Raw genomic sequence first — 20,994 nt, 5'->3', positions numbered from 1 at the left:
GTCGGTCATTCTCGGGTTCGATCGGCACGGATCACCACCAGTTCCTCGTGACTCTGGCCGGGTCGTAACAGTCCGCGATCGACCAACCATCCGGCGCGCCGGCGCAGCACGGGCCCGAACGGGACACTCGCCCTGGCGACTGTTGCGGCCTTCAACCCGGCCTCCCGAAGACGGTTCAAGGTGCTGTCGACGCCGCACAGCGCGGAGTGGACCATCAGCAATATTCCAGTCGTGGAAAGCAATTCGGGTGCGAGCCGACACAGGGAGTCGATCGCCGCCCTGCCGTCCGGCCCCGCGTCCCAGCATCTCGCCGCCCCTCGCGGACGCTCGCTGCCCAGGCATGGCACGTACGGCGGATTGGATACCACCACGTCGAAGCGCCGGCCACGCAACACCGAGCCGAAGTCGCCGTGGATCAACTCGACCTCGAGGCCCCGCAGCCGGCTGTTCATCCACGCGGACACCAGCGCGGCACGCGAGATGTCCACGGCAGTGACCGACGCGGCCCGAATCCGGGCCGCTTCGATCGCCAGCACCCCGGTTCCGGTACCCACATCCAACACGCGACCGTACGGCGGAATGTTCGCACCGGACATCGCGGTAATGAGCAGATGAGTGTCGGCCTGGGGTTTATACACACCTGGTGTACGAATCATCAACTTCACCTCCCGTGAACAGCCGCGAATTCGTTCGGCACACGCAAATGAGCCATCGAATTCTGATCCTTTACACCGGGTGTTTCCGGACCGAGCAATGACGTGCGGTCGTCACGCCAACAGCTCAATACGTAATCGGCGAAACGGTTCTCGAGCAGGTTCGTGGCGCGGATACCGAAAACTATCGAGGCGCGTGTATCCGGTTCGCGTGCCAGTAGGTCCCCGATCACCTCACGTCGCATGAGCTGCTCGTGCACCGCATCCGCCTCGACATGTTCGCGATAGAACGCGCTACACGCCGGGTCGGCTCCAAGCCTCTCCAAAGCTTCGACCAAACGACGCGATGCAGGCGAGGACGTGATCTCCACGGCCGCGAAATGACCGACACCCGCACCCCGCAGGCCACGATGCAGACAGAACAGCGACATCATGTTCACGATCGCGAGCATCGGCGCCGGCACCACATCCAGGTAGTAAAGAAACGACCGGTCCAGGCCCGCCCCCTCCAGCAGATTCGCATACAGCCGCTGATGAATCCTGTCACCGTGGCCACCGCCGAATTCGTCGAACTCGACGGCCACCAGCGCCGCCTTGGCCCGACCGCGCAACCGCGGAATCAACCACGCGTACGGATCTGCCTCCTGATGGTGCAGGATCGACCGGTGCACGAAATACTCACGCACCTGCCAAGGCTTGCCCTGGTCCCGCAGAAACGCCGCGACACCGGTCTCCTCGTCGGGAACGATCAGCAGCTCGCCGAGTTCGTTCTCCACATCACAGCCATCGGCGACATCGGCGCGCAGCGCCTCGAGGAAATGGCGTTCGAGCTCCTCCCGCACGCTCAACAGGCCCGGATCCCATTCCCACGCCGCATCCACACCGTCGAAACCCTCGTAATGCAGGCCATAACACGTGTGCAGCGCCAAATGCAGATCGCGGCCATAAGGATCAGCCGACGCGGACGACACCGGAACCGCTGAGCCTGCGGGCTTTCCGAGCGCCTCGATCACTCCCGCCGACACCTCACCGCACGGGTGCGGGAGGGTCCTTCTTCCAGCTGCCTCGGTCCGCATGGTCAACTCCTCCGAACGACGGCGGGGTTGTTTTCCCAGACAACTCATTTGACCAGACGCAAACTGGGTCGCACAACGCCCGCACGGACAGTGGGCCGCTACCAGCGGTACCAGCGCCCACGGCTGCCCGCGGAATCAGCGGTAGGGAAAACAAATCCGAATATCCAGATCACCAGCACTACGATGGCGAGCCACCACAGGGCTTTCACCAGGAACCCCAGTCCAGCGAGCAGCAGAACCAGGAGCAATACCGCCATATCCATCCACCTCCTGCCAGCCGCTTACCCGCCTGCGTGAATCCCTAACAGGCACGCCTTCCATCCGGGCCCGCATGCCGGCATCGGGCATCGTGCGACCGGTCCGCTGCCCTCATCATCGAGGTACCGTTTCCATCGACGGCGCGCCCCACACGAATCACGCTCCGAACTGGGCAGAAGGTCATACGGTCGGACATTTCTCGCATACCCCACCGCGCCAGTATCAACCCGTCCGCGGCGATATCGGATTCTGCGATGCCGCACAGCCTCTCTCGGTGTAGCGAATCGACGAATGCATTTCCTCGGCCGAACGCCCGACGGTCGAGGTGAGAAGGGCCTATCGTCGACAGAGCAGCGGTGAGAGCCCGAGACGGCACACGCGCGGATTTTGATCGGGGCCATCCGTGCGCGCTCGCGGTCGCGAGCGGTTCGTCGGTGTGTACACCGTTGTACTGTCGGTGCCGCCCGCCCGACTCGAGAAGGGCGGATCATGCGTACATGTGCGCCGACCGTTCCATTCAGCGCACGCGGCGGACCGGTTGCGAGGCCGGTGGTTCAGGTATGTGGGCGGCGTCGATCGTGTCGATGGTTGTCAGGTCGGCGGCCGGACGGTAGCGACATCATTGTCATCGCCTCTTCCTGGACTTCGCTGTCCGCGAAGAGACCCCATCGGCATGGCCACGACGACATCGATCACAGCGATACCCGAGCACCGGCCGACCTGGTGCAACCGGCCGGATTCGAGGTCGGCTTCGCCGCAGGAGACGATTGCCTCATCCACGTGAGTGAGCGGTGCCGACCGAAGGCTGCTTGCACTACGGAAGTCGGTTGCGCGCACCGGGTCGGCGCATACTGAGCGCCATCGAGCCCAGCCCGAGCAGCAAGACGACCACACCGGCCACCACGTTGCTCCAGATCGTCGCGGTATGGGCGACATCACCGCTGATGACCCAGGGGGCGACGATCATCCATACGCCGATCAGCGGAGCGGTCCAGCCGATGCCGTGGATCCGCCCATACATCGAGGCGAACCCCAGCGCCAGCACCGCCAGCGCGATACCGACGATCAGGTTGTTCACGGTCAAGGCCGGGAACCTGGTGAATCCGACAACCCACGCGGAGATCGCGATGTAGAGCCCGGTCAGGAACATCAGGCCGGTGACCGCCTGGGGGGCCGGTTCCATCGCGGCGAGTTCATACTTCTCGTGCTTGGCCCGCAACTCCATGATGTCGGGATGCAGGCTCATGCTGCCCATGGACCCAGTAGCCATTTCTTCCACCACCCTTCGGACGTGCAACGAAGGCATATCGAACCGTACGGCTGCCATCGGCGACAACGAAACACGGAACCGATCCGAATCACCGCCGGCCTTTATGTCACTGTATGATATTATCACGTTATGACGCATGAGTCGATATCGCCTCCTGAACCCCTCACCGACCAGGAGTACTCGAGACTGCTGGCGTTCCGCGCCGGACTACGCCGGTTCCTGCGCTGGAGTGAGCGGCGGGCGGCCGATGTGGGACTCACCGGCGCCCAGCATCAGCTGCTACTGGCGATCAGGGGCCACCTCGACCCGGGCGGGCCCAGCGTCGGCGAAATCGCGGAATACCTATGTGCCCGCCACCACAGCGTGGTGCAGCTGATCGATCGCACCGAGCAACTCGGGCTCGTCGCCCGCAACCGGGAGGACGACAAAGACCGCCGGGTCGTGCGCATCACCCTGACCGAGACCGGCCGGCAAACCCTCGCCCTGCTCAGCGCCACACACCTGGAAGAGCTTCAGCGACTGACCCCCCTCGTCGACGCACTGACCGGCCCGGTTGCCGCCGCTCCGCAGGCACGCTAGCCACCCCTCCTCATTATCGAAAGTCCTTGGCCAGCAAGGCTTTCCGTTCGCCAAGCGCAGGTGGGACGAACCCCGGGGCTCGCCGCCGAAGCCCTCACCCGGGCCGGTGGTCGCGGCCGGATCGGGATAGGATCGAACCGCTCACTCCGTTCTGTGCTCCACACTCCACGATTGCAGTTCCGAAGAACGAATCGAACGGTGGTTCACATCATGCGTATCGGGAAACTCGCGGTCGCCGCGTGACCCTCGGCGATCTGGTGGCAGGCAATCTCGCTGCGGGCGTCCGCGGCACGGTCGATTTCGCGCGTCGCCGCCTCACCGGGGACTACCGGCTCGACGAGTTCGGCCTCGACGAGCACCTGCTGCACACGCTGATCCTTCCGGCCCTGCGGCCGCTGTCACAGCTGTGGTTCCGGGTACAGGTCAGCGGCATCGAGAATCTCCCCGAGTTCGAGGGCGCGCTGATCGTGGCCAACCACGCCGGCGTGCTGCCCCTGGACGCGCTGATGTTGCAGGTGGCAGTACACGATCGCCATCCCAAGCGGCGGGCGCTTCGACTGCTGGCTGCCGACCTCGTCTTCGAGCTGCCGATCGTGGGCGGGCTGGCTCGCAAGGCCGGGCACACGCTGGCCTGCCCCACCGACGCCGAGCGGCTGTTGCGCACCGGCGAGCTGGCGGGCGTGTTCCCCGAGGGCTTCAAGGGCGTCGGCAAGCCCTACAGCGCGCGATACAAACTGCAACGTTTCGGACGCGGGGGCTTCGCAACGGTGGCCGTCAAGACCGGTGTGCCACTCATTCCGTGCTCGATCATCGGCTCGGAGGAGATCTATCCGAAACTCGCCGACCTCACACCGCTGGCCCGGCTGCTCGGGCTGCCGTACTTCCCAGTGACGCCGCTGTTCCCACACCTGGGCGTGCTGGGCGCTATCCCGCTGCCGTCGAAGTGGTACATCGAGTTCGGTGAGCCCATCCCCACCGGTGCATACGGCCCGGAAGCCGCTGACGATCCGATAACCATGTTCGCGATCACCGATCAAGTACGCGAAACGATCCAGCAGACGCTGTACAAGCGGCTGATCGAGCGCCGCAACCCGTTCACAGGCTAACGATGGTCCCGGCCCGGAGAACGGGCTCGACATGCGAAGTCTGAGATTTCCGGTCGTTCCCGGGTAACCGGCCGGTATGGAGCTACTAGTACTACTCGCGATCCCTGTCCTGGTTGCGGTGGTCGTGCTGCGCCGCAAATTGCGCGGCGAGCCCACCGACCCAGCCGCAACACCCTACGCGCAGAACAAGAACCGACGTGATGGATCCTGATACGCCAACGCACCCCCGACTCCGCGCCCAGGTGGCATTCCCCAGTGGGTGACCGCCGCGGCAGCGGTACCGACAGCGCGGACACCCGTGCGATTACCCGCTACTCAACGTCCTTCGGGATCGGTCAGCTCGAGACCTTCCATGCGTTTGACCCGCCGATGCTCGGCCAGCACCAGCAGCACACCCACGAGCAGGCAGACACCGCCGATCACCCCGGCCACAATTGCCCGCCCGGCGAACCCGTAACCGGCCGCGACCAACGCGAGGGCCGCACAGACAATGCCGATACCGACAACAATGAGCCCCGGCCAATTCCATGAATCCACTATGGACTCGCCCGCATGGGAGCGACCGATTCGAGCATGATCGGGAAACTGCGCGGTGCGAACCGGACGCGGTCGAGCCGCTCGCCGCGCGACAGAATCCTTCGGTTGGTCGACCATGACTGCTCACCTCCGAGCCGAGGAACTGGGTTGTCGCTGCCATACCCGCGACGTGGATGGTCAATCGCCGCCGTCCGATCCCGCCGGCGCTGCGCTCGGCCTTGCCGCCGCGCGGATAGACGACCCATCAGCGGGTAGCCCCCCGATATCCAGCCGAGCGACAAGGAGTGACCGTGACCCGATTCGGATACACACTGATGACCGAGCAGAGCGGCCCGCGCGAGCTCGTCCGCTACGCCGTCGCCGCCGAAGCGGCCGGATTCGACTTCCTGGTCAGCAGCGACCACTACTCACCATGGCTCGAGGAACAGGGCCACGCGCCGCACGCATGGACCACACTCGGCGCCGTCGCCCAGGCAACCTCGCGGATCCCGTTCATGACCTATGTGACCTGTCCGACCATGCGGTATCACCCGGCGGTCGTCGCCCAACAGGCAGCGACTCTGCAAATCCTGGCCGAGGGACGATTCACCCTCGGCCTCGGCAGCGGTGAAAGCCTCAACGAGCATGTCATCGGTGCGGGCTGGCCTGGGCTCGAGGAACGGCAGGACCGCCTCGCCGAAGCCATCGGCATCATTCGCGACCTGCACACCGGAGCCACGGTCGATCGGCACGGCCACTGGTATCGCGTCGACGCCGCCAAGATCTGGGACCTGCCCCAGCAGCCGGTCCCGATCGCGGTGGCGGTGTCGGGCCCCCGCTCCGTGCAGCGATTCGCACCACTGGCCGACGAGATGATCAGCACCAGCCCCGAGCCCGCACTCGTCGAAGCCTGGCATCGCGCGCACGTCAACGACTCCGGCCCGGCCACCTCGCGGGTGACCGGACAGCTGCCGATCAGCTGGGATGTCGACCGCGACAAGGCAATTGCGCGCGCTCATGAGCAATTCCGGTGGTCGGCGGGCGGGTGGGATGTGAACGCGAACCTGCCGACCCCGGCGGGCTTCGCGGCCGCGACGCAGTTCGTGCGCCCTCACGACATCGCAGACACGATCGCGTGCGGGCCCGACTTGGACGCCGTCCTCGACGCGGTACGGCCCTTCCAGCAGGCGGGATTCACCGATATCGCGCTTGTACAGGTGGGTGACGAACAGCAGGACCGGTTCCTCGCCGAGGCCGCGCAACCGCTCCTGACCAAACTCCGCGCTGCCGACGGGTGACCGCGCCCGATGAAAACACCGCCGCGATCGAGTGTCGCCGGGGAACACACAGCAGTGTGGTTATGTCCGCACGCTGCGGCGGGCAGGTCGGCGTGGTCGATCAGGTTGTCCGGTTTCCGCCGTTCACTGCCATCGCGGTCGGTCAGGCGGTCACGGTCGATCCTGTCCCCGCGCGTGGCCTCCGCGCTCGAGTTCGGCCCATTCCTGTTGCAGGGCCAGGTGATTGGATGCTTCCAGCAGTAGACCGTGCACGAAGGCCTGAGGCAGATTGCCGCGCAGCTGGCGCTGGGTGACGTCGAATTCCTCGGCGAACAAGCCCGGTGTGCCACAGGCAGCACGGTTGCGTTCGAAATTGCGCGCCGCGACGACGGGATGATCCAGGTCGGCCGTCGCGATCGCCATCGCGAAACCGCACAGAGGAAACGCGCCCTCGTTGCCGCCGAGTGGACTGTGCCCGTCCCGATAGCGATACACGTAGAAGTCACTGGACAATTCGCGCGCGATCGCGACCACTGTGGCCCGATCGCGTGGATCGCCGCGCGGTAACGCAACCCGGATGATCGGCAGCAGCAGCGCTTCACCGAAGATGTCGAGCTGGAACTGATCTCGCACCCGGTTGCCGACCACCGCCTGACCACCCGGATAGCCGGGCAGGTCGACGGCCGACTCGGCGGCACCGGCTCACCGCGCAGCGTATAGGCGGGCACAGGGCCGGCCCGTCTGCGAGAAGCCGTTCCGCGGTGAACCGGACAGCCGAATCGAGCAGCGGCAGCGCCCCGGCCGCGGCGGCCGCCTGCGAATTCCCGGCCGGCACGGGCGGACTGCTGTCAGGACGTCCGGACGCTCAACTCCGCGGCGATGGCATCGACGAAATCGGGTAGATCGTCGGGACTGCGTGAGGTGATGAGCGTCCAGCCGTCGCCATCGCTGCGGACGACCGGCGCATCGACCCAGGCCGCGCCGGCATTGATCAGATCGGTGCGCAACGACGGATACGACGTCACCGTCCTATCCGCGATCACCGCGGCCTCGACCAACAGCCAGGGACCATGACATATCGCGGCAATCGGACGGCCGGCCGCGACTACGGATCGGACCAGTTCCCTTGCCCCGAAGTCGGTTCGGAGCTTGTCGGCATTGACCGTGCCACCCGGGATGACCAATACGTCGAACGCACCGGGGTCCACATCGGCGAGAGCGGCGTCCGGCCGCAGGGTTTCGGACGGAATGAGATCATGACGGTAGGTGTGCACGTCGATCGCTTCCACCGCGGCGTGGGTCACGTGCGCGCCGCGGGCACGCAGTCGATCCCTGGGTACCGCTAGCTCGTCGCGCTCCACCCCCGAATTGGAGGTAATGATCAGGACGCGGATGCCTTCGAGTTCTGCTGACACCGGAGTTCTCCTCTCGTCTCATCGTCTCGCCCGACTTCCTTCGAGCCGGGCAGTCGCCACCTCATGCAATCTGTCGAGCATTCGTCCGGCCGCCCCGCGGAGGGGTGACGACCGCGCGGATTCGTTCCTGGCCGACGGCGGCGCGCAGGATCGCGTGCGCGAACTCGAGCCGTGACAACGATTGCCGTGCAACGGCATCGGTGACTGCGATGTGCCGATACGTCATGACAGATCCCTTCTCAGAGATGCGCCGACTCTCCGCCCAGCTGTCGCGATTCGCTCGCCCACCTCGCCGTTGAGGTACCGCCGCCGTTGTCGGTGCGCCGTATACGGACCGCGACTGCCGCCGGAAGTAGTGCACTGCCAGACCATCTGGTCTGGATATCCAGCGGGTACCCCATACGGCCGGCATCAACCAGCATCCGGTGTCAGGTCGTGTTCCTCCGAACTCGCCACTGGCCTGCGGGGATTGAAGGCAGGTCGCCGATGGTCTCAGTGCGTCGCCGGCGTCGGATCGGCGGACGTTCCCACTACTGGCGATTCACTCACACAGCCCGAAATTCCCTGGCCTTCTCGTTGCAGGCCAGGGAATTTCGATATGGGTACCGCAAGACGCGGCGCTAGGCGGTGCTGGTCTGCCGACGCCATTCGCGAACGGCATCACGGATCCGGTCGAACACCGCCAGGGGCGGGCCGACCAGCAGATTCGCAGCCAGGGAGACACCCACCTCCGGGTGGGGACGGGTGGGCGCGAGGGCCTCGGCGCACTCGTGCACCGTCAGTGGCCGCACGCGATCACCGAAGGCCTGCTGCCGGACCCACGGTCAGGTGGACCTGCTGTAGCAGGGCATTGATCTGGGCGTGCTGTGCCACCAGCAGATCGATCACGTCCTCGTCATAGGGATCGGCCACAACGCGTCAACGATTCTGCTGCGCTCGCTGACGCGCTTCTTGGGCCTGGGCCTCGGCTCGATCCTTCTCGGCCTGAGCCTCCCGCTTGGCGGCGTCGCGCTGGGCCTGGGCCTTGTCCTGCTGAGCGCGGCCCTCCTCACGCAGCCCCTCGTCACCGAAGACCTTGCCCGCAGCCTCCTTGGCCGCGCCCTTGACGCCCTCGACCGCGCCTTCGACGCCTTCCCGGGCTCCGCTCTTCTCGTGCTCTGACATGGGATATACCTCCGTATATCGGATTGCAGGGACACCGGAGACCTACCCGAGGCTTCCGGACCGAAACGGGCTGTCGGCCATATGTTTCGAGTCCAGGACACCGGGCAATCGATGAGCAGGGGTGACCGAACCAAGGAAGTGTCTTCGATGTCCCGATACGCACTCCGCACCACGATCCTGGCGGCCGCCGTCCTGCTCGTTCCCCTCCTCGGAGCCTGCGAGCAGGCGAAAGAGGCCGTCAACAAGGGCGGCGACACCCCGTGCAGCGATTTCATGGCGCAGGATCAGAGCAAGCAGCGCATCACTGTCCGCAAATACCTGGAGAAGGACACGAAGGTGACGCCGACGGCGGATCCGAACACCGTCGACGCATCCATCGGTGCCATCACACTCATGTGCCGGGCCCAGCGCAACCCGGATACCCCGATCCGGGACGCGGACCTGACCGGCATTCTCGTGCCGAAGAAGTAGCGTGGCAGCGTTTCCCTCGGTGGCGAGCCGATCAGTGGCGGGCCGGGCGCATCTCCTGGGCCTTGGTCTTCGCACCTTGGACGATGAGGTGCCAGCCGCCGGGATCGCCGCGCAGGATCGCCTCCGCGGTGTCCTTCAGCTGCTCCCAGGTCGCGTGCGGCGGAATGGGCGGCACCTCCGGGTCCGTGTGGAAGTCGAGGAGCATCGGCCGATCGGCGGACAGCGCGGACTCCCAGGCGGGCCCGACCGCGTCGGGACGGTCGACCGCGATGGAGGACAACCCCATGCAGCGCGCGACGTCGGCGTAGGAGATGTCCGGAAGCGTCTGCGACTCTTCGAATTTCGGTTCGCCGCCCATGGCTCGCAGTTCCCAGGTGACCTGGTTCAGGTCGTTGTTGTGGAGCACGCACACGATCAGTCGCGGGTCCTCCCACCGATCCTGATACCGCTCGACGGTCAGCAGTTCGGCGAGGCCGTTCATCTGCATCGCCCCGTCGCCGACCAGGGCGATGACCGGGCGGTCCGGGCGGGCGAACTTGGCGCCGATCGCGTACGGCACGCCCGGCCCCATGGTCGCCAGCGTGCCCGACAGCGACCCACGCATGCGGCCGCTGAAGCGCAGGCAGCGCGCGTACCAGTTCGCCGCCGAGCCCGAATCGGAGGTGACGATGGCGTTCTCGGGCAGGCGCTGCGACAGCTCCCAGGCCACCCGCATCGGGTTGACCGGCTCGGCATCGAGCATGGACTGGTGCTCGATTGTCTGCCACCAGCGGGCGACACTCTCCTGGATGTCGATCGTCCAGGCTCGGTCGGGATTCGGCGCGAGCATCGGAATCATTTCCGCCAGTGTGGCTTTGGCATCGCCGACCAGGTTGACCTCCGTCGGATAACGCATGCCGATCATGGTGCCGTCGATGTCGATCTGAACGGCGCGGGCCTGCCCGAAGTCCGGAAGGAATTGTGCATAGGGGAAATTCGAGCCCACGATGAGCAGAGTGTCGCAGTCGCGCATCAGCTCGTAGCTGGGCCGGGTGCCCAGCAGGCCGATCGCGCCGGTCACGAATGGCAGCTCGTCGGAGAGCACGTCCTTGCCCAGCAGCGCCTTCGCCACACCGGCGCCGGTCAGCTCCGCGATGCGGGTCAGTTCTGCGGTGCAGCCGCGCGCGCCCTGTCCGGCCAGGATCGCGACTCTGGTTCCGGCATTGAGGATTTCGGCCGCACGCTCGATGTCGGAGCGGGGTGGAACCACCCTCGGCGCCGACATGGTGCCGGGCGAGCTGGATGGTACCTGCTTGAATTCGTGCTCGGGCGCTTCGTACTTCTCTTCCTGCAGGTCGGACGGGATGATGACCGTGGTCGGCGCCCGCCGGGTGCGTGCGGTGCGGAAAGCGCGGTCCAGCGCGTTGGGCAGCTGGCTCGACACGTTGACCTCGACCAGATAATCCGAGGCCACGTCCTTGAACAGGCTCTGCAGATCCACTTCCTGCTGGTAGCTGCCTCCCATGGCGCTGCGCGCGGTCTGGCCGACGATCGCCACCACGGGCACGTGGTCCAGTTTGGCGTCGTACAGCCCATTCAGCAGGTGGATCGCACCCGGACCGGAGGTCGCGGTACACACCCCCACATTGCCGCTGAATTTCGCGTACCCGGTCGCTTCGAAGGCTGCCATCTCCTCGTGGCGGGCCTGAATGAACGCGGGTTTTCCGTCGGCGCGGCCGAATGCCCCGATGAGCCCGTTGATTCCGTCGCCGGGATATCCGAAGACCTGCTCGACTCCCCATTCCCGTAGCCGCTCCACGACATGATCACTCACTTGCCGAGTCATGACGCCTCCTGTCCCTGTTGCCGGATCACTGCGAACAGCGCCCGAGTACCCCTGCGCCCGCACCCCAATCGGCAGGTGATTACCCCGGCGTAGCGGGTATCCGCGCGACAGGAGAGCCGAAAACCTCATGTGAGCACCTGAGTGGAGGCGCGCCGATGACGGCAGGATCCGATCACCAGCTACGCCGCGGGCAACGCGCCCGTTTTCCCCTGGACGCCGTGGCCGACGACCTGACGCGTACGGTCGCCGGGGAGGTGCGCTTCGACCCGGGATCGCGGGCGGCGTATTCCACCGACGCCTCCAACTACCGGGCACTACCGCTCGGCGTGGTGGTCCCCCGGACGCCCGAGGATGCCCAGGCCACGATAGCGGTGTGTCGTGAGCGCGATATGCCCGTCCTGTCCCGGGGCGGAGGCACCAGTCTGGCGGGCCAATGCTGCAATGCCGCGGTCGTTCTGGACTGGACCAAGTACTGCCACCGCATGGTCGGCCTCGATGCGGAGGCGCGGACCGTGGTGGTCGAGCCGGGTATCGCCCTGGACGCGCTCAACGACGAACTCCGTCCCTACGACCTCATGGTCGGGCCCAAACCCTCGACACACGTCAGCTGCACCATCGGCGGCATGATCGGCAACAACTCGTGCGGTTCCACCGCCCAGGCATACGGGAAGATGGTGGATTCGGTCCGCAGGCTCGAGGTGCTGACCTACGACGGCACACGCATGTGGGTCGGTCCCGGACTGGAGGGCCTCACCGACCCGCTGCGCGAGGCGTTGCACGGCCTCGCCGAGCGCTACGCCGACGATATCCGCAGCTCATATCCCGACATCCCGCGCCGGGTATCGGGCTACAACCTCGATTCGCTGCTTCCCGAGCATGGTTCCGACGCGGCCAAACTGCTGGTCGGCAGTGAGAGCACCCTGGTGACCGTGCTGCGGGCCGAGCTCGACCTCGTCCCGGTCCCCGCCGCGAAGGCGCTCGTGGTGCTGGGCTTCCCCGATGTGTTCACCGCCGCCGACGCGGTGCCCGCAGTGCTGCGGCACCACCCCGCCGCGTTGGAGGGGCTGGACGGGCGGCTCGTCCAGCTCGAACACAGCCGCCATCTCGCCGCGCACGCGATCGAGCAGCTGCCGGACGGGAACGCCTGGCTGATGGCGCAATTCGACGGCGAGACCCAGGACGCGGCCGACGCCGCCGCCCGGGACATGATGCATAAAGTCCAGCGCCACACCGGCGCCAACACCACCCTGGTGGACGATCCGGAGCGCGAGGCCGAGCTGTGGTCGGCGCGGGAAGCCGGGCTGGGTGCCACCGCGTATCCGCCCGGCGGCCGCGAAACCCACGAGGGCTGGGAGGATGCCGCCGTGCCGCCCGACCGGCTCGGCGACTATCTACGTGACTTCGAGCAGCTGCTGAAGCGGTTCGGCTACGAATCCAGCTCGCTCTACGGCCATTTCGGGCAGGGCTGCGTGCACACCCGTATACCCTTCGATCTGCGCACCGCAGCAGGCATCGCCCACTACCGCGAATTCGTCACGAACAGCGCGCATCTGGTGACGAGCTATGGAGGGTCGCTGTCCGGCGAGCACGGCGACGGACAGTCCCGCGCCGAACTGCTCCGAATCATGTTCGGCGACAGGATGATCGATGCCTTCGGAGAGCTGAAGCACCTGTTCGATCCGCGCAACCGGATGAATCCGGGCAAGATCGTCCACCCCCGCCACCTGGACGCGGATCTGCGCCAGGGCGCGGCCTATCGGCCGTGGGAACCCGCGACGCACTTCTCCTTCCCCGAGGACGGCTTCCGCTTCAGCCATGCCGCCAATCGCTGTGTCGGCGTGGGTAGATGCCGAGGCGAGAGCGGCGGCGTGATGTGCCCCAGCTACCGCGCGACCCGTGAGGAGGAACATTCGACCCGCGGCCGGGCCCGCCTGCTGTTCGAAATGCTCGAGGGCGATGTCATCACCGACGGCTGGCGTTCGACCGAGGTGCGTGACGCCCTCGACCTGTGCCTGGCCTGCAAGGGCTGTCGCAGCGACTGCCCGGTCGATGTGGACATGGCGACCTACAAGGCGGAGTTCCTGTCCCATCACTACCACCGCCGCCTTCGACCGATGGCCCACTACTCGATGGGCTGGATTCCCCTGTGGGCCCGGCTGGCCACCGCCGCCGCGCCGGTCGTCAATGCCGTGACGCACACGCCGGGGATACACCGCATGATCGCGCGTGCGGGCGGCGTGGATCCGCGGCGTGAGTTCCCTGTATTCGCCCGTGCCCGCTTCACCGAAACCTTCACCAGTGGGCGCGATCTCGTCACCGCACGACAGGGTCGAGTGCTGCTGTGGCCGGATACGTTCACCAACAATTTCGAGCCCGGCATCGCGCACGCCGCCGTCGACGTGCTCACCGCCGCCGGATTCCGGGTCGAGATTCCGGACCGGACCGTGTGCTGCGGGCTGACCTGGATATCCACCGGCCAGCTACCCACCGCCCGCCGGGTGCTGAAGCGCACCCTGCGCATCCTGGAACCCGTTCTGCGCGAGGGGATTCCGGTCGTCGTGCTGGAGCCCAGCTGCGCCGCGGTATTCCGTTCGGACCTCCCGGAACTACTCCACGGCGACGAGGATGCCCACCGCCTGGCCGGGCAGACCCACACGCTGGCCGAGTTGCTCGCCGACCGGGCCCCCGAATGGGTGCCGCCACTGGCCGGCGGATCCGCCATCGTGCAACCGCATTGCCATCAGCACGCCATCCTGCACTTCGACCGGGATCGGGAACTGCTCGCCGCCACCGGTGCCGAGGTCGAGGTCCTTGACGCCGGATGCTGCGGTCTCGCAGGTAATTTCGGCTTCGAGCGGGGGCACTACGAGGTCTCCGTCGCCTGCGCGGAGGACGCGCTGCTGCCCGCATTGCGGGCGTGTTCACCGGAAACCGCTATCGTGGCGGATGGGTTCAGCTGCCGTACCCAGATCCGCCACCTCCTTCCCGAGGCGCGCCCCCACCATGCGGCCGAGTTGCTCGCTGCCGCGATTCGAGGCGAATCCCTGTGAGTACCCCGCTCATCGACGACATCACCGTCGAGACCTATCGATTCCCCACTCCGCAGACCGAGGCCGACGGGACACTGGCCTGGGACGCGACCACCGCGGTCGTCGTGTCGATTCACGCCGGACACGAACGCGGTCTGGGCTGGACCTACAGCTCCCCCGCGGCCGCGACGATCGTCGCCGATCACCTCGCGTCGTTGCTACACGAGACCTCTCCCGACGACGTCACCGACACCTGGCTGCGGCTACGGCGCGCCTGCCGCAACTTCGGCACGCCGGGAGTCGTGGGGCATGCGCTCAGTGCGGTGGACATCGCCCTCTGGGATCTCAAGGCCCGCATGATGCGGGTGCCCCTGGAGTCGCTGTTCGGCTCCGTACGCCGGGCCACCGCGGTCTACGGGTCGGGCGGCTTCGTCAATCTCACCGATGACAGGCTCACCGAGCAGGTCCTCGGCTGGGAGACCGCGGGCTGCACCGCCGTGAAGATCAAGATCGGGGTCGACGCCGAACGTGATGTCGAACGAATCACCCTGGTGCACAAGCTCCTCGGCGACAGGACCGCCATCATGGTCGATGCCAATGGTGCGTACACACCCGGTGCGGCCTGCCGGGTCGGCGCGGAACTCGATCGGCTCGGCGTCGTCTGGTTCGAGGAACCCGTCACCAGCGACGACCTCGCCGGGCTGCGCACGGTCCGCGACGCCGTCCGCTGCGACGTCGCGGCGGGGGAATACATCTACAGCGAATACGACGCCGCACGCCTGATCGATGTCGTCGACTGCCTGCAACTCGACGTGACCCGCTGCGGCGGCTACACCGGATTCCTGCGCGGCGCCGCCGTGGCCGCGGCCAATCACCGCGACGTCTCGGCGCACTGCGCTCCAGCCTTGCATGCGGGCATCGCCGCGGCGGTACCGAGGCTGCGGCACATCGAGTGGTTCGTCGATCACGCCCGGCTGGAACCGCTCCTGGTGACCGGGGCACCGCGGGTCGTGGACGGCAGGATCGCGCCGCGCGGGCAGGACGCCGAGCCGTACGGGCACGGTATGCGCATCTCGGAATCCGCTGCGCCGTATCAGATTTCAACCCCGGCTGAATCCACCGAGTGACATCACCCGCCGGGTGAGCCACGACTGCGGGCTGCGCCGGTGCGCCCGGCCGTCGAATTCGCCGTGCGCGCCGTAGTCGTGGCCGTCGGCCTCGTCCAGCGGTTGCCAGAGATTGTCGGCCCGCCCCGGCGCGGGCGCGTCGGTCTGCTGGCTGTCGAAGCCGGTACGGGCGAGGTACCGATCAAGCAGCGCCGGGGCCAGCCGTTGCGCGAGTACGGTGCCGACGGTGCTCGCACCCACCCAATACTGCTTGTGCCGTGGATGTCCGGCCGCGAAGGCGATCGCGCGCGCCACCACCTCGGGCTGATAGATCGGCGGCACGGGCTGTGGTGCGCGCGGCAGCCGCGACAGCACCCACGAGAACTGCGGAGTGTTCACCGCCGGCGCCTGCACGATGGTGATGTGCACATTGCTGTGGTCGTGCAGCAGTTCCACCCGCACGGCTTCCACGAAGCCGTTCACCGCGTGCTTGGCTCCGCAGTAGGCGGACTGCAGCGGAATCGACCGCTCCCCCAGCGCCGATCCGACCTGCACGATCGCACCCCGATCCCGCGGCCGCATCCGCGCCAGCGCCGCCCGCGTCCCGTGCACCGACCCGAGATAGGTCACCTCGGTGACCCGCCGGAACTCCAGCGGATCGATCTCGCCGAACGGCGCGAACACCGATGTGAACGCCGAGTTCACCCACACGTCAATGGGTCCCAGCTCCTCCTCGATCCGGGACGCGGCGGCATCCACCGCGGTGTACTGGGCGACGTCGACCGGAATCGCCAGTGCCCGGCCGCCCGCGGCGCACACATCCGCGGCGGCGGCCTCGAGACCCGCTCGCCCGCGCGCCAGCAGCGCGACCGACGCCCCCTCCGCCCCGAACCTGCGGGCGGCGGCCCGTCCGATCCCCGCACTCGCTCCGGTGACAACGACGACCTTCGACTCATGTCCGGTGTTCGGCTTCATGCCCGCCGGATACCACCGCATCCCCTCGTCAACCGCACCGCCACGATTCGAAACCCCGGGCCCCGGCGTTTCGCCTCCGACCGGCGGGCTATAGCGACACCATGACACCAGTCTGGAAGATCGAGAACCCGACCCCTGCGCGTTTGCGAGTGACACCGGGAGTGCGTTTCGACGTGGTGGTCATCGGGGCCGGCCTCACCGGCCTGGTCACGGCGCTGCTGCTGGCCGAGAACGGCGTCGAGGTCGCGGTCCTGGAAGGACGGCGCATCGGCGACGGCACCACCGGGGCCAGTAATGCCAAAGTCAGTCTGCTGCAGGGAATCCGGGCCCAACGCATCAGGCACCGGCACAGTGCGGCCATGCTGCGCACCTATCTCGACGCCAACCTCGAGGGGCAGCGGTGGCTGCTGGAGTACTGCGGCGGACACGCTGTCGCCTACCAGGCCGGCGACGCCTACACCTACGCCCGATCCGAGCGCGAGCTGCCGCTCGCCCGACGAGAATTCGGCGCACTGCGGGAGGCGGGGATGCCGGTCGAGTTCACCGAGCGGATCGACGCGCCGTTTCCGATCCTGGGCGGCGTGCGGCTCGCGGCACAGGCGCAGCTCAATCCGATGTCGTTGCTGGCCGCGCTCGCCGCCGACGTGGAATCGCATGCAGTACCCATCCACGAATCCAGTCTCGTGTACGGGGTGAGCACCGCCGCCACCGGCGACTACCTCATCGACACCGAGCACGGCCCGGTCCACGCAGGCACCGTCATCCTCGCCACCGGGACGCCGATCCTGGACCGCGGAGGATTCTTCACCCGCCTGGTGCCATTGCGGTCCTACCTCACTGCGTACCGGCTGCCGCAGCCACTGTCCTCCGACATGTACATCACCGCCGGCGCACCCACCAGATCCGTCCGCACCGTGCCCGACCCCGAGGGCGACGTACTGCTGGTCGGAGGCAACAGTCACGTGGTCGGGCGCGAGGACCACACCGACGATCAGATCGCCGACCTACACGAGTGGACCGAGCGCTGGTACCCGTCGGCTACACCCCTGACCAGTTGGTCCGCACAGGATTACCTGCCGATCGGCGAACTCCCCTACGCCGGTCCGCTGCTCCCTGGCCACGACGGCATCCTGCTCGCCACCGGTTACGCGAAATGGGGATTTACCAACGCCGTCGCCGCAGCCCAAGTCCTGCGGGGACATATCACCGGCAAACCACCGGACTGGGCACATGCCTTCGCCACCTGGCGGCCCGACGAACTGCGATCATTTCCGGCCGCCGCCCGGACGAATGCCGGCGTCGCACTGCAATTGTGCGCGGGCTGGTGGCACCTGACCCGCACCGGCACCGACCCCGTCCGGCCCCAGGAAGGCACCGGCCGCGTCGAGCGCCGCTTCGCCCGCCCGGCCGCCACCTGCACCGTCGACGGCACGACCACGACCGTCTCCGCAATCTGCCCGCACCTGGGCGGCATCCTGCGCTGGAATCCGGCCGAGAAGTCCTGGGATTGCCCGCTGCACGGCTCCCGCTTCGCCGCCGACGGCACCCGCCTCGAGGGACCCGCCACTCACCATCTGTCCCCGCTGGCGCCACCCAGCGCCGGGCCGAACCCGCGTTAATCCTTGAGCGGATCGAAATACCTTGAAGCGCTGGGCCATTCGCGACGGTACCGGAATCGGCGCCCAGACTGACAGCCGCGACCGGGTCCGCCCGACGCGTCCACCGGGTCGGGCGGACCGATCGCGCCGGCACCGCCTGATCGCGCGGCTGCCGGTCTCCTCACTCGATTCCGCGCTGACCCGTTCCAGCGCATCCAACTGACCCCAACGCCCAGCCCTGAGGGAGGGCCGCGCGGTGGAGAACCGCGCGACCCGAATGCCACGGCCCGGTCAGCGCGGGACCGGGGATACCGGACCGTGGCGGTCCGCGGGCGGGCCGGGACGGCGTGGGTGGCGTCGCCAGATCCGGTGCCGGGCAAGCAGTTCCGCGACTGTGACCGTGGCTGTCGGACGACGATGTCTGCACGGCGCTCGGGCCATCGTCGGTGCGGCGGCGCCCGCGCATCAATTCTTGAAGGCGTCCTTGACCTTCTCGCCCGCGTCCTTCAGGTTGGACTTGCCCTGGTCGGCCTTGCCCTGATTCTCGCGCTGCTTATCACCGGTCGCCTGGCCGAACTTCTCTTTGGCCTTACCGGCGAGCTGGTCGGCTTTGTTCTTCGCCTTGTCGGTTGCGCTCATGATCGTTTCCTTCCCATGGGTGCCGTATTCGAGGGGGCCACCGACGTGACCCGCTCCTCGCCTACCCGCACTCCCGCACACGAAACGTCTCCGCAGTCCGGCTCACGCCATACAGCGGTATCTTTCGCCGCGCGAGCCCATCGGGTGTCAGGAACCGGCCTCGATCCGTGACGACCTCCCGCCACGCGTTCAGCGAACGCTGATCCGGCCAGGCGTCGCCTCGCATGACGACGTCCAGACCTTCGGTTCCGAATAAGACCCCTCCTGCCGTGCCTTCGCACTACCCGGGATCCGAATACTGCATGCTGATCTACGGGATCGTCCCCGCGGATGCCCACTTGGAGGTGCAGGGCATCGGCCGGCACCCGGCCCCGATCCGGAGCGTGCGGCACGGCTCGATCGCCGCGCCGGTCAGCGAGGTCCCGATCGACCAGCCGCTGGACCGGGCCCAAGACCTTCAGGCCTTCTCGAATCTGGTGGACGACCCGGTCGGCGCGATGCCGGTCATACCGTTCCTCGCCGTCGAACCGGACGAATCATGATCAGCACGAATGCGGGCGGGTTCGGCCCGTCGGTTCCCGATGCCTGTGTATGCCCTTGTTCCTGGGCTACTCCCGGCCCGTGTCTCCGCGACACCGGACGAACTCGACGACGACCGGGTATCCGCACTGGACCGTGTCGAAGTTCGCACTGCTCACCGCGATCGAGTCGGTCAGTTTCTCCACGAAGCGCCAGCCGAACCTGTGCTCTATCAGCCCGGCATCGCTGCTGGTCACCGCCGCCGCACGGAACCTGTATCCGGTGCTCGTCGAAGAGGAAGTCGCACCCGATCCAGGCGGCCGGAGCGGCTGCCGCGATCAACGTGGTAGCCACCTCGTCCAGCGCCACCCGCACATCGGTCACCACATCGATTGTGAAATCGGCTGTGAGCATGATGGTTTCGGTGAGCGCGCGCAGGAACGCGGCCGGCCTCTGGTGGCCCGAAGCGTCCCGGCAGGCAGCGAAAGCGCGGGCGCCGGCCACTGGAATACGCGCCCAGCTCGGAGATGAAGCTGCTGGTGTGGCGCTCCCAGGAAACCAATACCAAGCTCCGCGCCCCTGGCCGAGCAGCTACTCCGTGAGTTGCCCGCCGTGCCACCGGCCCAACCCGCCACGGTGTCGGCGTTCGACCACATCCTGCTCACGCTCCACGAACGCATCCCGCACTGACCACACAACATGGACAAGGGCCCCGCCCCAACGTCCCGGTAGAGCACGCGGAGCGAGACCCTCGTATCGGCCCAGCCGTCGGGGTCATGCACTGCGCCGACATCTCAGCGCATACCAACAACTCGCCCAACTCAACCCGTCGCCGCCCGATCGTGGCCAACCGATGACGAGGCCGTTACGGCCCGTTCGATCCACTGAATCCCCCCGGGTTTCATGCGCACCCGGTTATCTGTCTCCGACCGGTTGTTCGGTCAGAGCGGCATAGTAGTCGGCTTCGTACTCGACCGGTGGTTTGCGGCCGAGCCGGTGCATCAGCCGGGACTCGTTGAACCAGCTGACCCACTCATGGGTGAGTTGCTCGACATCAGCGAGCCGGTGCAACGGGCCTCGCCGGAACGGGGAATCATCACGGACCGCTTCGGTCTTGTAGAGCCCGATCGTGGTCTCGGCGAGGGCATTGTCGAAGGCATCGCCAACCGACCCTATCGACGGTTTGAGTCCTGAAAGCATCAGTGTCTCACCGAATTTCACCGATGTATACTGACTCCCCGCATCCGAATGATGGATCACATCAGTCAGCGGATGCCCTTCACGGTTCCGCAGCGCGGCGGCTTGCCGGATCGCCGATTCCACGAACGCGGTCAGTTTGCTGGTCGAGCATTCCCAGCCCAGGATCCGGCCCGCGTACGCATCGATGACGAACGCCGTGTACACGAACGCGCCCGTCGCCAGCCGCACATAGGTGAAGTCGGCCACGACCAGCAGGTTCGGTGCCGGCACCCGGAACTGTCGATCCACCAGATCCGCCGCGCGAGCCGCACCCGGATC

Annotated in this window: 21 protein-coding genes and 2 pseudogenes; 9 read left to right on the top strand and 14 right to left on the bottom strand. The window is 66.9% G+C overall.

Annotated features, from left to right (window positions below; genetic code table 11):
• Nucleotides 1-5: 5 nt before the first annotated feature.
• From AB0L60_RS25550 to AB0L60_RS25535, 4 genes are all read right to left on the bottom strand, one after another.
• Nucleotides 6-656, bottom strand: coding sequence for a HemK2/MTQ2 family protein methyltransferase (locus AB0L60_RS25550; protein WP_364618252.1), 651 nt, complete (start codon nucleotides 654-656; stop codon nucleotides 6-8).
• Nucleotides 657-661: 5 nt separating this feature from the next.
• Nucleotides 662-1,729, bottom strand: coding sequence for an iron-containing redox enzyme family protein (locus AB0L60_RS25545; protein WP_364618249.1), 1,068 nt, complete (start codon nucleotides 1,727-1,729; stop codon nucleotides 662-664).
• A gap of 98 nt (nucleotides 1,730-1,827) precedes the next feature.
• Nucleotides 1,828-1,986 carry a hypothetical protein gene (locus AB0L60_RS25540; protein WP_364618246.1) on the bottom strand — a complete coding sequence of 53 codons (159 nt, stop codon included), beginning with the start codon at nucleotides 1,984-1,986 and terminating at the stop codon, nucleotides 1,828-1,830.
• Nucleotides 1,987-2,801: 815 nt separating this feature from the next.
• The gene (locus AB0L60_RS25535) at nucleotides 2,802-3,257 is read right to left on the bottom strand and encodes an SPW repeat protein (protein ID WP_364618243.1); all 456 of its coding nucleotides are present in this window, start codon (nucleotides 3,255-3,257) and stop codon (nucleotides 2,802-2,804) included.
• Nucleotides 3,258-3,386: 129 nt separating this feature from the next.
• Between AB0L60_RS25535 and AB0L60_RS25530 the strand changes: the two genes are divergently transcribed.
• Nucleotides 3,387-3,836, top strand: coding sequence for a MarR family transcriptional regulator (locus AB0L60_RS25530; protein WP_364618240.1), 450 nt, complete (start codon nucleotides 3,387-3,389; stop codon nucleotides 3,834-3,836).
• A gap of 296 nt (nucleotides 3,837-4,132) precedes the next feature.
• Nucleotides 4,133-4,942: pseudogene (locus tag AB0L60_RS25525) on the top strand (lysophospholipid acyltransferase family protein); the annotation flags it as partial.
• Nucleotides 4,943-5,257: 315 nt separating this feature from the next.
• Here AB0L60_RS25525 and AB0L60_RS25520 read toward each other — a convergent pair.
• Complete coding sequence (locus AB0L60_RS25520) at nucleotides 5,258-5,479, bottom strand: hypothetical protein (RefSeq protein WP_364618238.1); 222 nt, start codon at nucleotides 5,477-5,479, stop codon at nucleotides 5,258-5,260.
• Nucleotides 5,480-5,769: 290 nt separating this feature from the next.
• On the opposite strand from AB0L60_RS25520, the gene AB0L60_RS25515 reads away from it, so the two are divergent.
• Nucleotides 5,770-6,756 (top strand): TIGR03557 family F420-dependent LLM class oxidoreductase, encoded by a 987-nt coding sequence (locus AB0L60_RS25515; RefSeq protein WP_364618235.1) that lies wholly within the window; start codon nucleotides 5,770-5,772, stop codon nucleotides 6,754-6,756.
• A gap of 150 nt (nucleotides 6,757-6,906) precedes the next feature.
• Here AB0L60_RS25515 and AB0L60_RS25510 read toward each other — a convergent pair.
• From AB0L60_RS25510 to AB0L60_RS25490, 5 genes and pseudogenes are all read right to left on the bottom strand, one after another.
• Nucleotides 6,907-7,522: pseudogene (locus AB0L60_RS25510) on the bottom strand (hypothetical protein); the annotation flags it as partial.
• A gap of 61 nt (nucleotides 7,523-7,583) precedes the next feature.
• On the bottom strand, nucleotides 7,584-8,150 hold the full coding sequence (locus AB0L60_RS25505; protein ID WP_364618232.1) for a type 1 glutamine amidotransferase domain-containing protein: 567 nt from the start codon (nucleotides 8,148-8,150) through the stop codon (nucleotides 7,584-7,586).
• A 61-nt stretch (nucleotides 8,151-8,211) separates the two neighbouring features.
• On the bottom strand, nucleotides 8,212-8,376 hold the full coding sequence (locus AB0L60_RS25500) for a hypothetical protein (RefSeq protein WP_364618229.1): 165 nt from the start codon (nucleotides 8,374-8,376) through the stop codon (nucleotides 8,212-8,214).
• 394 nt (nucleotides 8,377-8,770) lie between these two features.
• Entirely contained in the window at nucleotides 8,771-8,941 is a 171-nt protein-coding gene (locus AB0L60_RS25495; protein WP_364618226.1) for a hypothetical protein, read from the bottom strand.
• Nucleotides 8,942-9,068: 127 nt separating this feature from the next.
• Nucleotides 9,069-9,314, bottom strand: coding sequence for a CsbD family protein (locus AB0L60_RS25490; RefSeq protein ID WP_364618224.1), 246 nt, complete (start codon nucleotides 9,312-9,314; stop codon nucleotides 9,069-9,071).
• 147 nt (nucleotides 9,315-9,461) lie between these two features.
• Between AB0L60_RS25490 and AB0L60_RS25485 the strand changes: the two genes are divergently transcribed.
• On the top strand, nucleotides 9,462-9,785 hold the full coding sequence (locus AB0L60_RS25485) for a hypothetical protein (RefSeq protein ID WP_364618221.1): 324 nt from the start codon (nucleotides 9,462-9,464) through the stop codon (nucleotides 9,783-9,785).
• A 31-nt stretch (nucleotides 9,786-9,816) separates the two neighbouring features.
• Here the strand turns inward: AB0L60_RS25485 and AB0L60_RS25480 are convergent, their stop codons facing one another.
• Entirely contained in the window at nucleotides 9,817-11,610 is a 1,794-nt protein-coding gene (locus AB0L60_RS25480) for a thiamine pyrophosphate-requiring protein (protein ID WP_364618218.1), read from the bottom strand.
• A gap of 155 nt (nucleotides 11,611-11,765) precedes the next feature.
• Here AB0L60_RS25480 and AB0L60_RS25475 point away from each other — a divergent pair, with 155 nt between their 5' ends.
• Nucleotides 11,766-14,660: an FAD-binding and (Fe-S)-binding domain-containing protein gene (locus tag AB0L60_RS25475; protein WP_364618215.1), complete on the top strand. Its 2,895-nt coding sequence runs from the start codon at nucleotides 11,766-11,768 to the stop codon at nucleotides 14,658-14,660.
• The gene (locus AB0L60_RS25470) at nucleotides 14,657-15,766 is read left to right on the top strand and encodes an enolase C-terminal domain-like protein (protein WP_364618212.1); all 1,110 of its coding nucleotides are present in this window, start codon (nucleotides 14,657-14,659) and stop codon (nucleotides 15,764-15,766) included. The genes AB0L60_RS25475 and AB0L60_RS25470 overlap by 4 nt, the downstream gene beginning before the upstream one ends.
• Here AB0L60_RS25470 and AB0L60_RS25465 read toward each other — a convergent pair.
• On the bottom strand, nucleotides 15,740-16,720 hold the full coding sequence (locus AB0L60_RS25465) for an SDR family oxidoreductase (protein WP_364618209.1): 981 nt from the start codon (nucleotides 16,718-16,720) through the stop codon (nucleotides 15,740-15,742). The two genes, AB0L60_RS25470 and AB0L60_RS25465, sit on opposite strands and share 27 nt — an antisense overlap.
• Nucleotides 16,721-16,821: 101 nt before the next feature.
• Between AB0L60_RS25465 and AB0L60_RS25460 the strand changes: the two genes are divergently transcribed.
• Nucleotides 16,822-18,339, top strand: coding sequence for an FAD-dependent oxidoreductase (locus AB0L60_RS25460; protein ID WP_364618207.1), 1,518 nt, complete (start codon nucleotides 16,822-16,824; stop codon nucleotides 18,337-18,339).
• Between the two features lie 444 nt (nucleotides 18,340-18,783).
• Here the strand turns inward: AB0L60_RS25460 and AB0L60_RS25455 are convergent, their stop codons facing one another.
• On the bottom strand, nucleotides 18,784-18,957 hold the full coding sequence (locus tag AB0L60_RS25455; protein WP_364618205.1) for a CsbD family protein: 174 nt from the start codon (nucleotides 18,955-18,957) through the stop codon (nucleotides 18,784-18,786).
• Nucleotides 18,958-19,259: 302 nt separating this feature from the next.
• Here AB0L60_RS25455 and AB0L60_RS25450 point away from each other — a divergent pair, with 302 nt between their 5' ends.
• Entirely contained in the window at nucleotides 19,260-19,499 is a 240-nt protein-coding gene (locus tag AB0L60_RS25450) for a GvpL/GvpF family gas vesicle protein (protein ID WP_364618202.1), read from the top strand.
• A gap of 133 nt (nucleotides 19,500-19,632) precedes the next feature.
• On the top strand, nucleotides 19,633-20,007 hold the full coding sequence (locus AB0L60_RS25445; protein ID WP_364618199.1) for a hypothetical protein: 375 nt from the start codon (nucleotides 19,633-19,635) through the stop codon (nucleotides 20,005-20,007).
• Between the two features lie 384 nt (nucleotides 20,008-20,391).
• Here the strand turns inward: AB0L60_RS25445 and AB0L60_RS25440 are convergent.
• A partial coding sequence (locus tag AB0L60_RS25440; protein WP_364618196.1) for a DDE-type integrase/transposase/recombinase occupies nucleotides 20,392-20,994 on the bottom strand: 603 nt, incomplete at its 5' end.

Origin of the sequence: Nocardia sp. NPDC051981 (assembly GCF_040680715.1) — a bacterium.
Lineage (GTDB): Bacteria > Actinomycetota > Actinomycetes > Mycobacteriales > Mycobacteriaceae > Nocardia.
This window is presented reverse-complemented; position numbering and strand designations above follow the sequence as displayed.

Coding starts and splice junctions, on each gene's coding strand:
- AB0L60_RS25480 (WP_364618218.1), bottom strand. CDS start 11,610: ATGACTCGGCAAGTGAGTGATCATGTCGTGGAGCGGCTACGGGAATGG.
- AB0L60_RS25535 (WP_364618243.1), bottom strand. CDS start 3,257: ATGGCTACTGGGTCCATGGGCAGCATGAGCCTGCATCCCGACATCATG.
- AB0L60_RS25545 (WP_364618249.1), bottom strand. CDS start 1,729: ATGCGGACCGAGGCAGCTGGAAGAAGGACCCTCCCGCACCCGTGCGGT.
- AB0L60_RS25530 (WP_364618240.1), top strand. CDS start 3,387: ATGACGCATGAGTCGATATCGCCTCCTGAACCCCTCACCGACCAGGAG.
- AB0L60_RS25550 (WP_364618252.1), bottom strand. CDS start 656: ATGATTCGTACACCAGGTGTGTATAAACCCCAGGCCGACACTCATCTG.
- AB0L60_RS25500 (WP_364618229.1), bottom strand. CDS start 8,376: ATGACGTATCGGCACATCGCAGTCACCGATGCCGTTGCACGGCAATCG.
- AB0L60_RS25450 (WP_364618202.1), top strand. CDS start 19,260: ATGCTGATCTACGGGATCGTCCCCGCGGATGCCCACTTGGAGGTGCAG.
- AB0L60_RS25455 (WP_364618205.1), bottom strand. CDS start 18,957: ATGAGCGCAACCGACAAGGCGAAGAACAAAGCCGACCAGCTCGCCGGT.
- AB0L60_RS25475 (WP_364618215.1), top strand. CDS start 11,766: ATGACGGCAGGATCCGATCACCAGCTACGCCGCGGGCAACGCGCCCGT.
- AB0L60_RS25465 (WP_364618209.1), bottom strand. CDS start 16,720: ATGAAGCCGAACACCGGACATGAGTCGAAGGTCGTCGTTGTCACCGGA.
- AB0L60_RS25485 (WP_364618221.1), top strand. CDS start 9,462: ATGTCCCGATACGCACTCCGCACCACGATCCTGGCGGCCGCCGTCCTG.
- AB0L60_RS25460 (WP_364618207.1), top strand. CDS start 16,822: ATGACACCAGTCTGGAAGATCGAGAACCCGACCCCTGCGCGTTTGCGA.
- AB0L60_RS25540 (WP_364618246.1), bottom strand. CDS start 1,986: ATGGCGGTATTGCTCCTGGTTCTGCTGCTCGCTGGACTGGGGTTCCTG.
- AB0L60_RS25490 (WP_364618224.1), bottom strand. CDS start 9,314: ATGTCAGAGCACGAGAAGAGCGGAGCCCGGGAAGGCGTCGAAGGCGCG.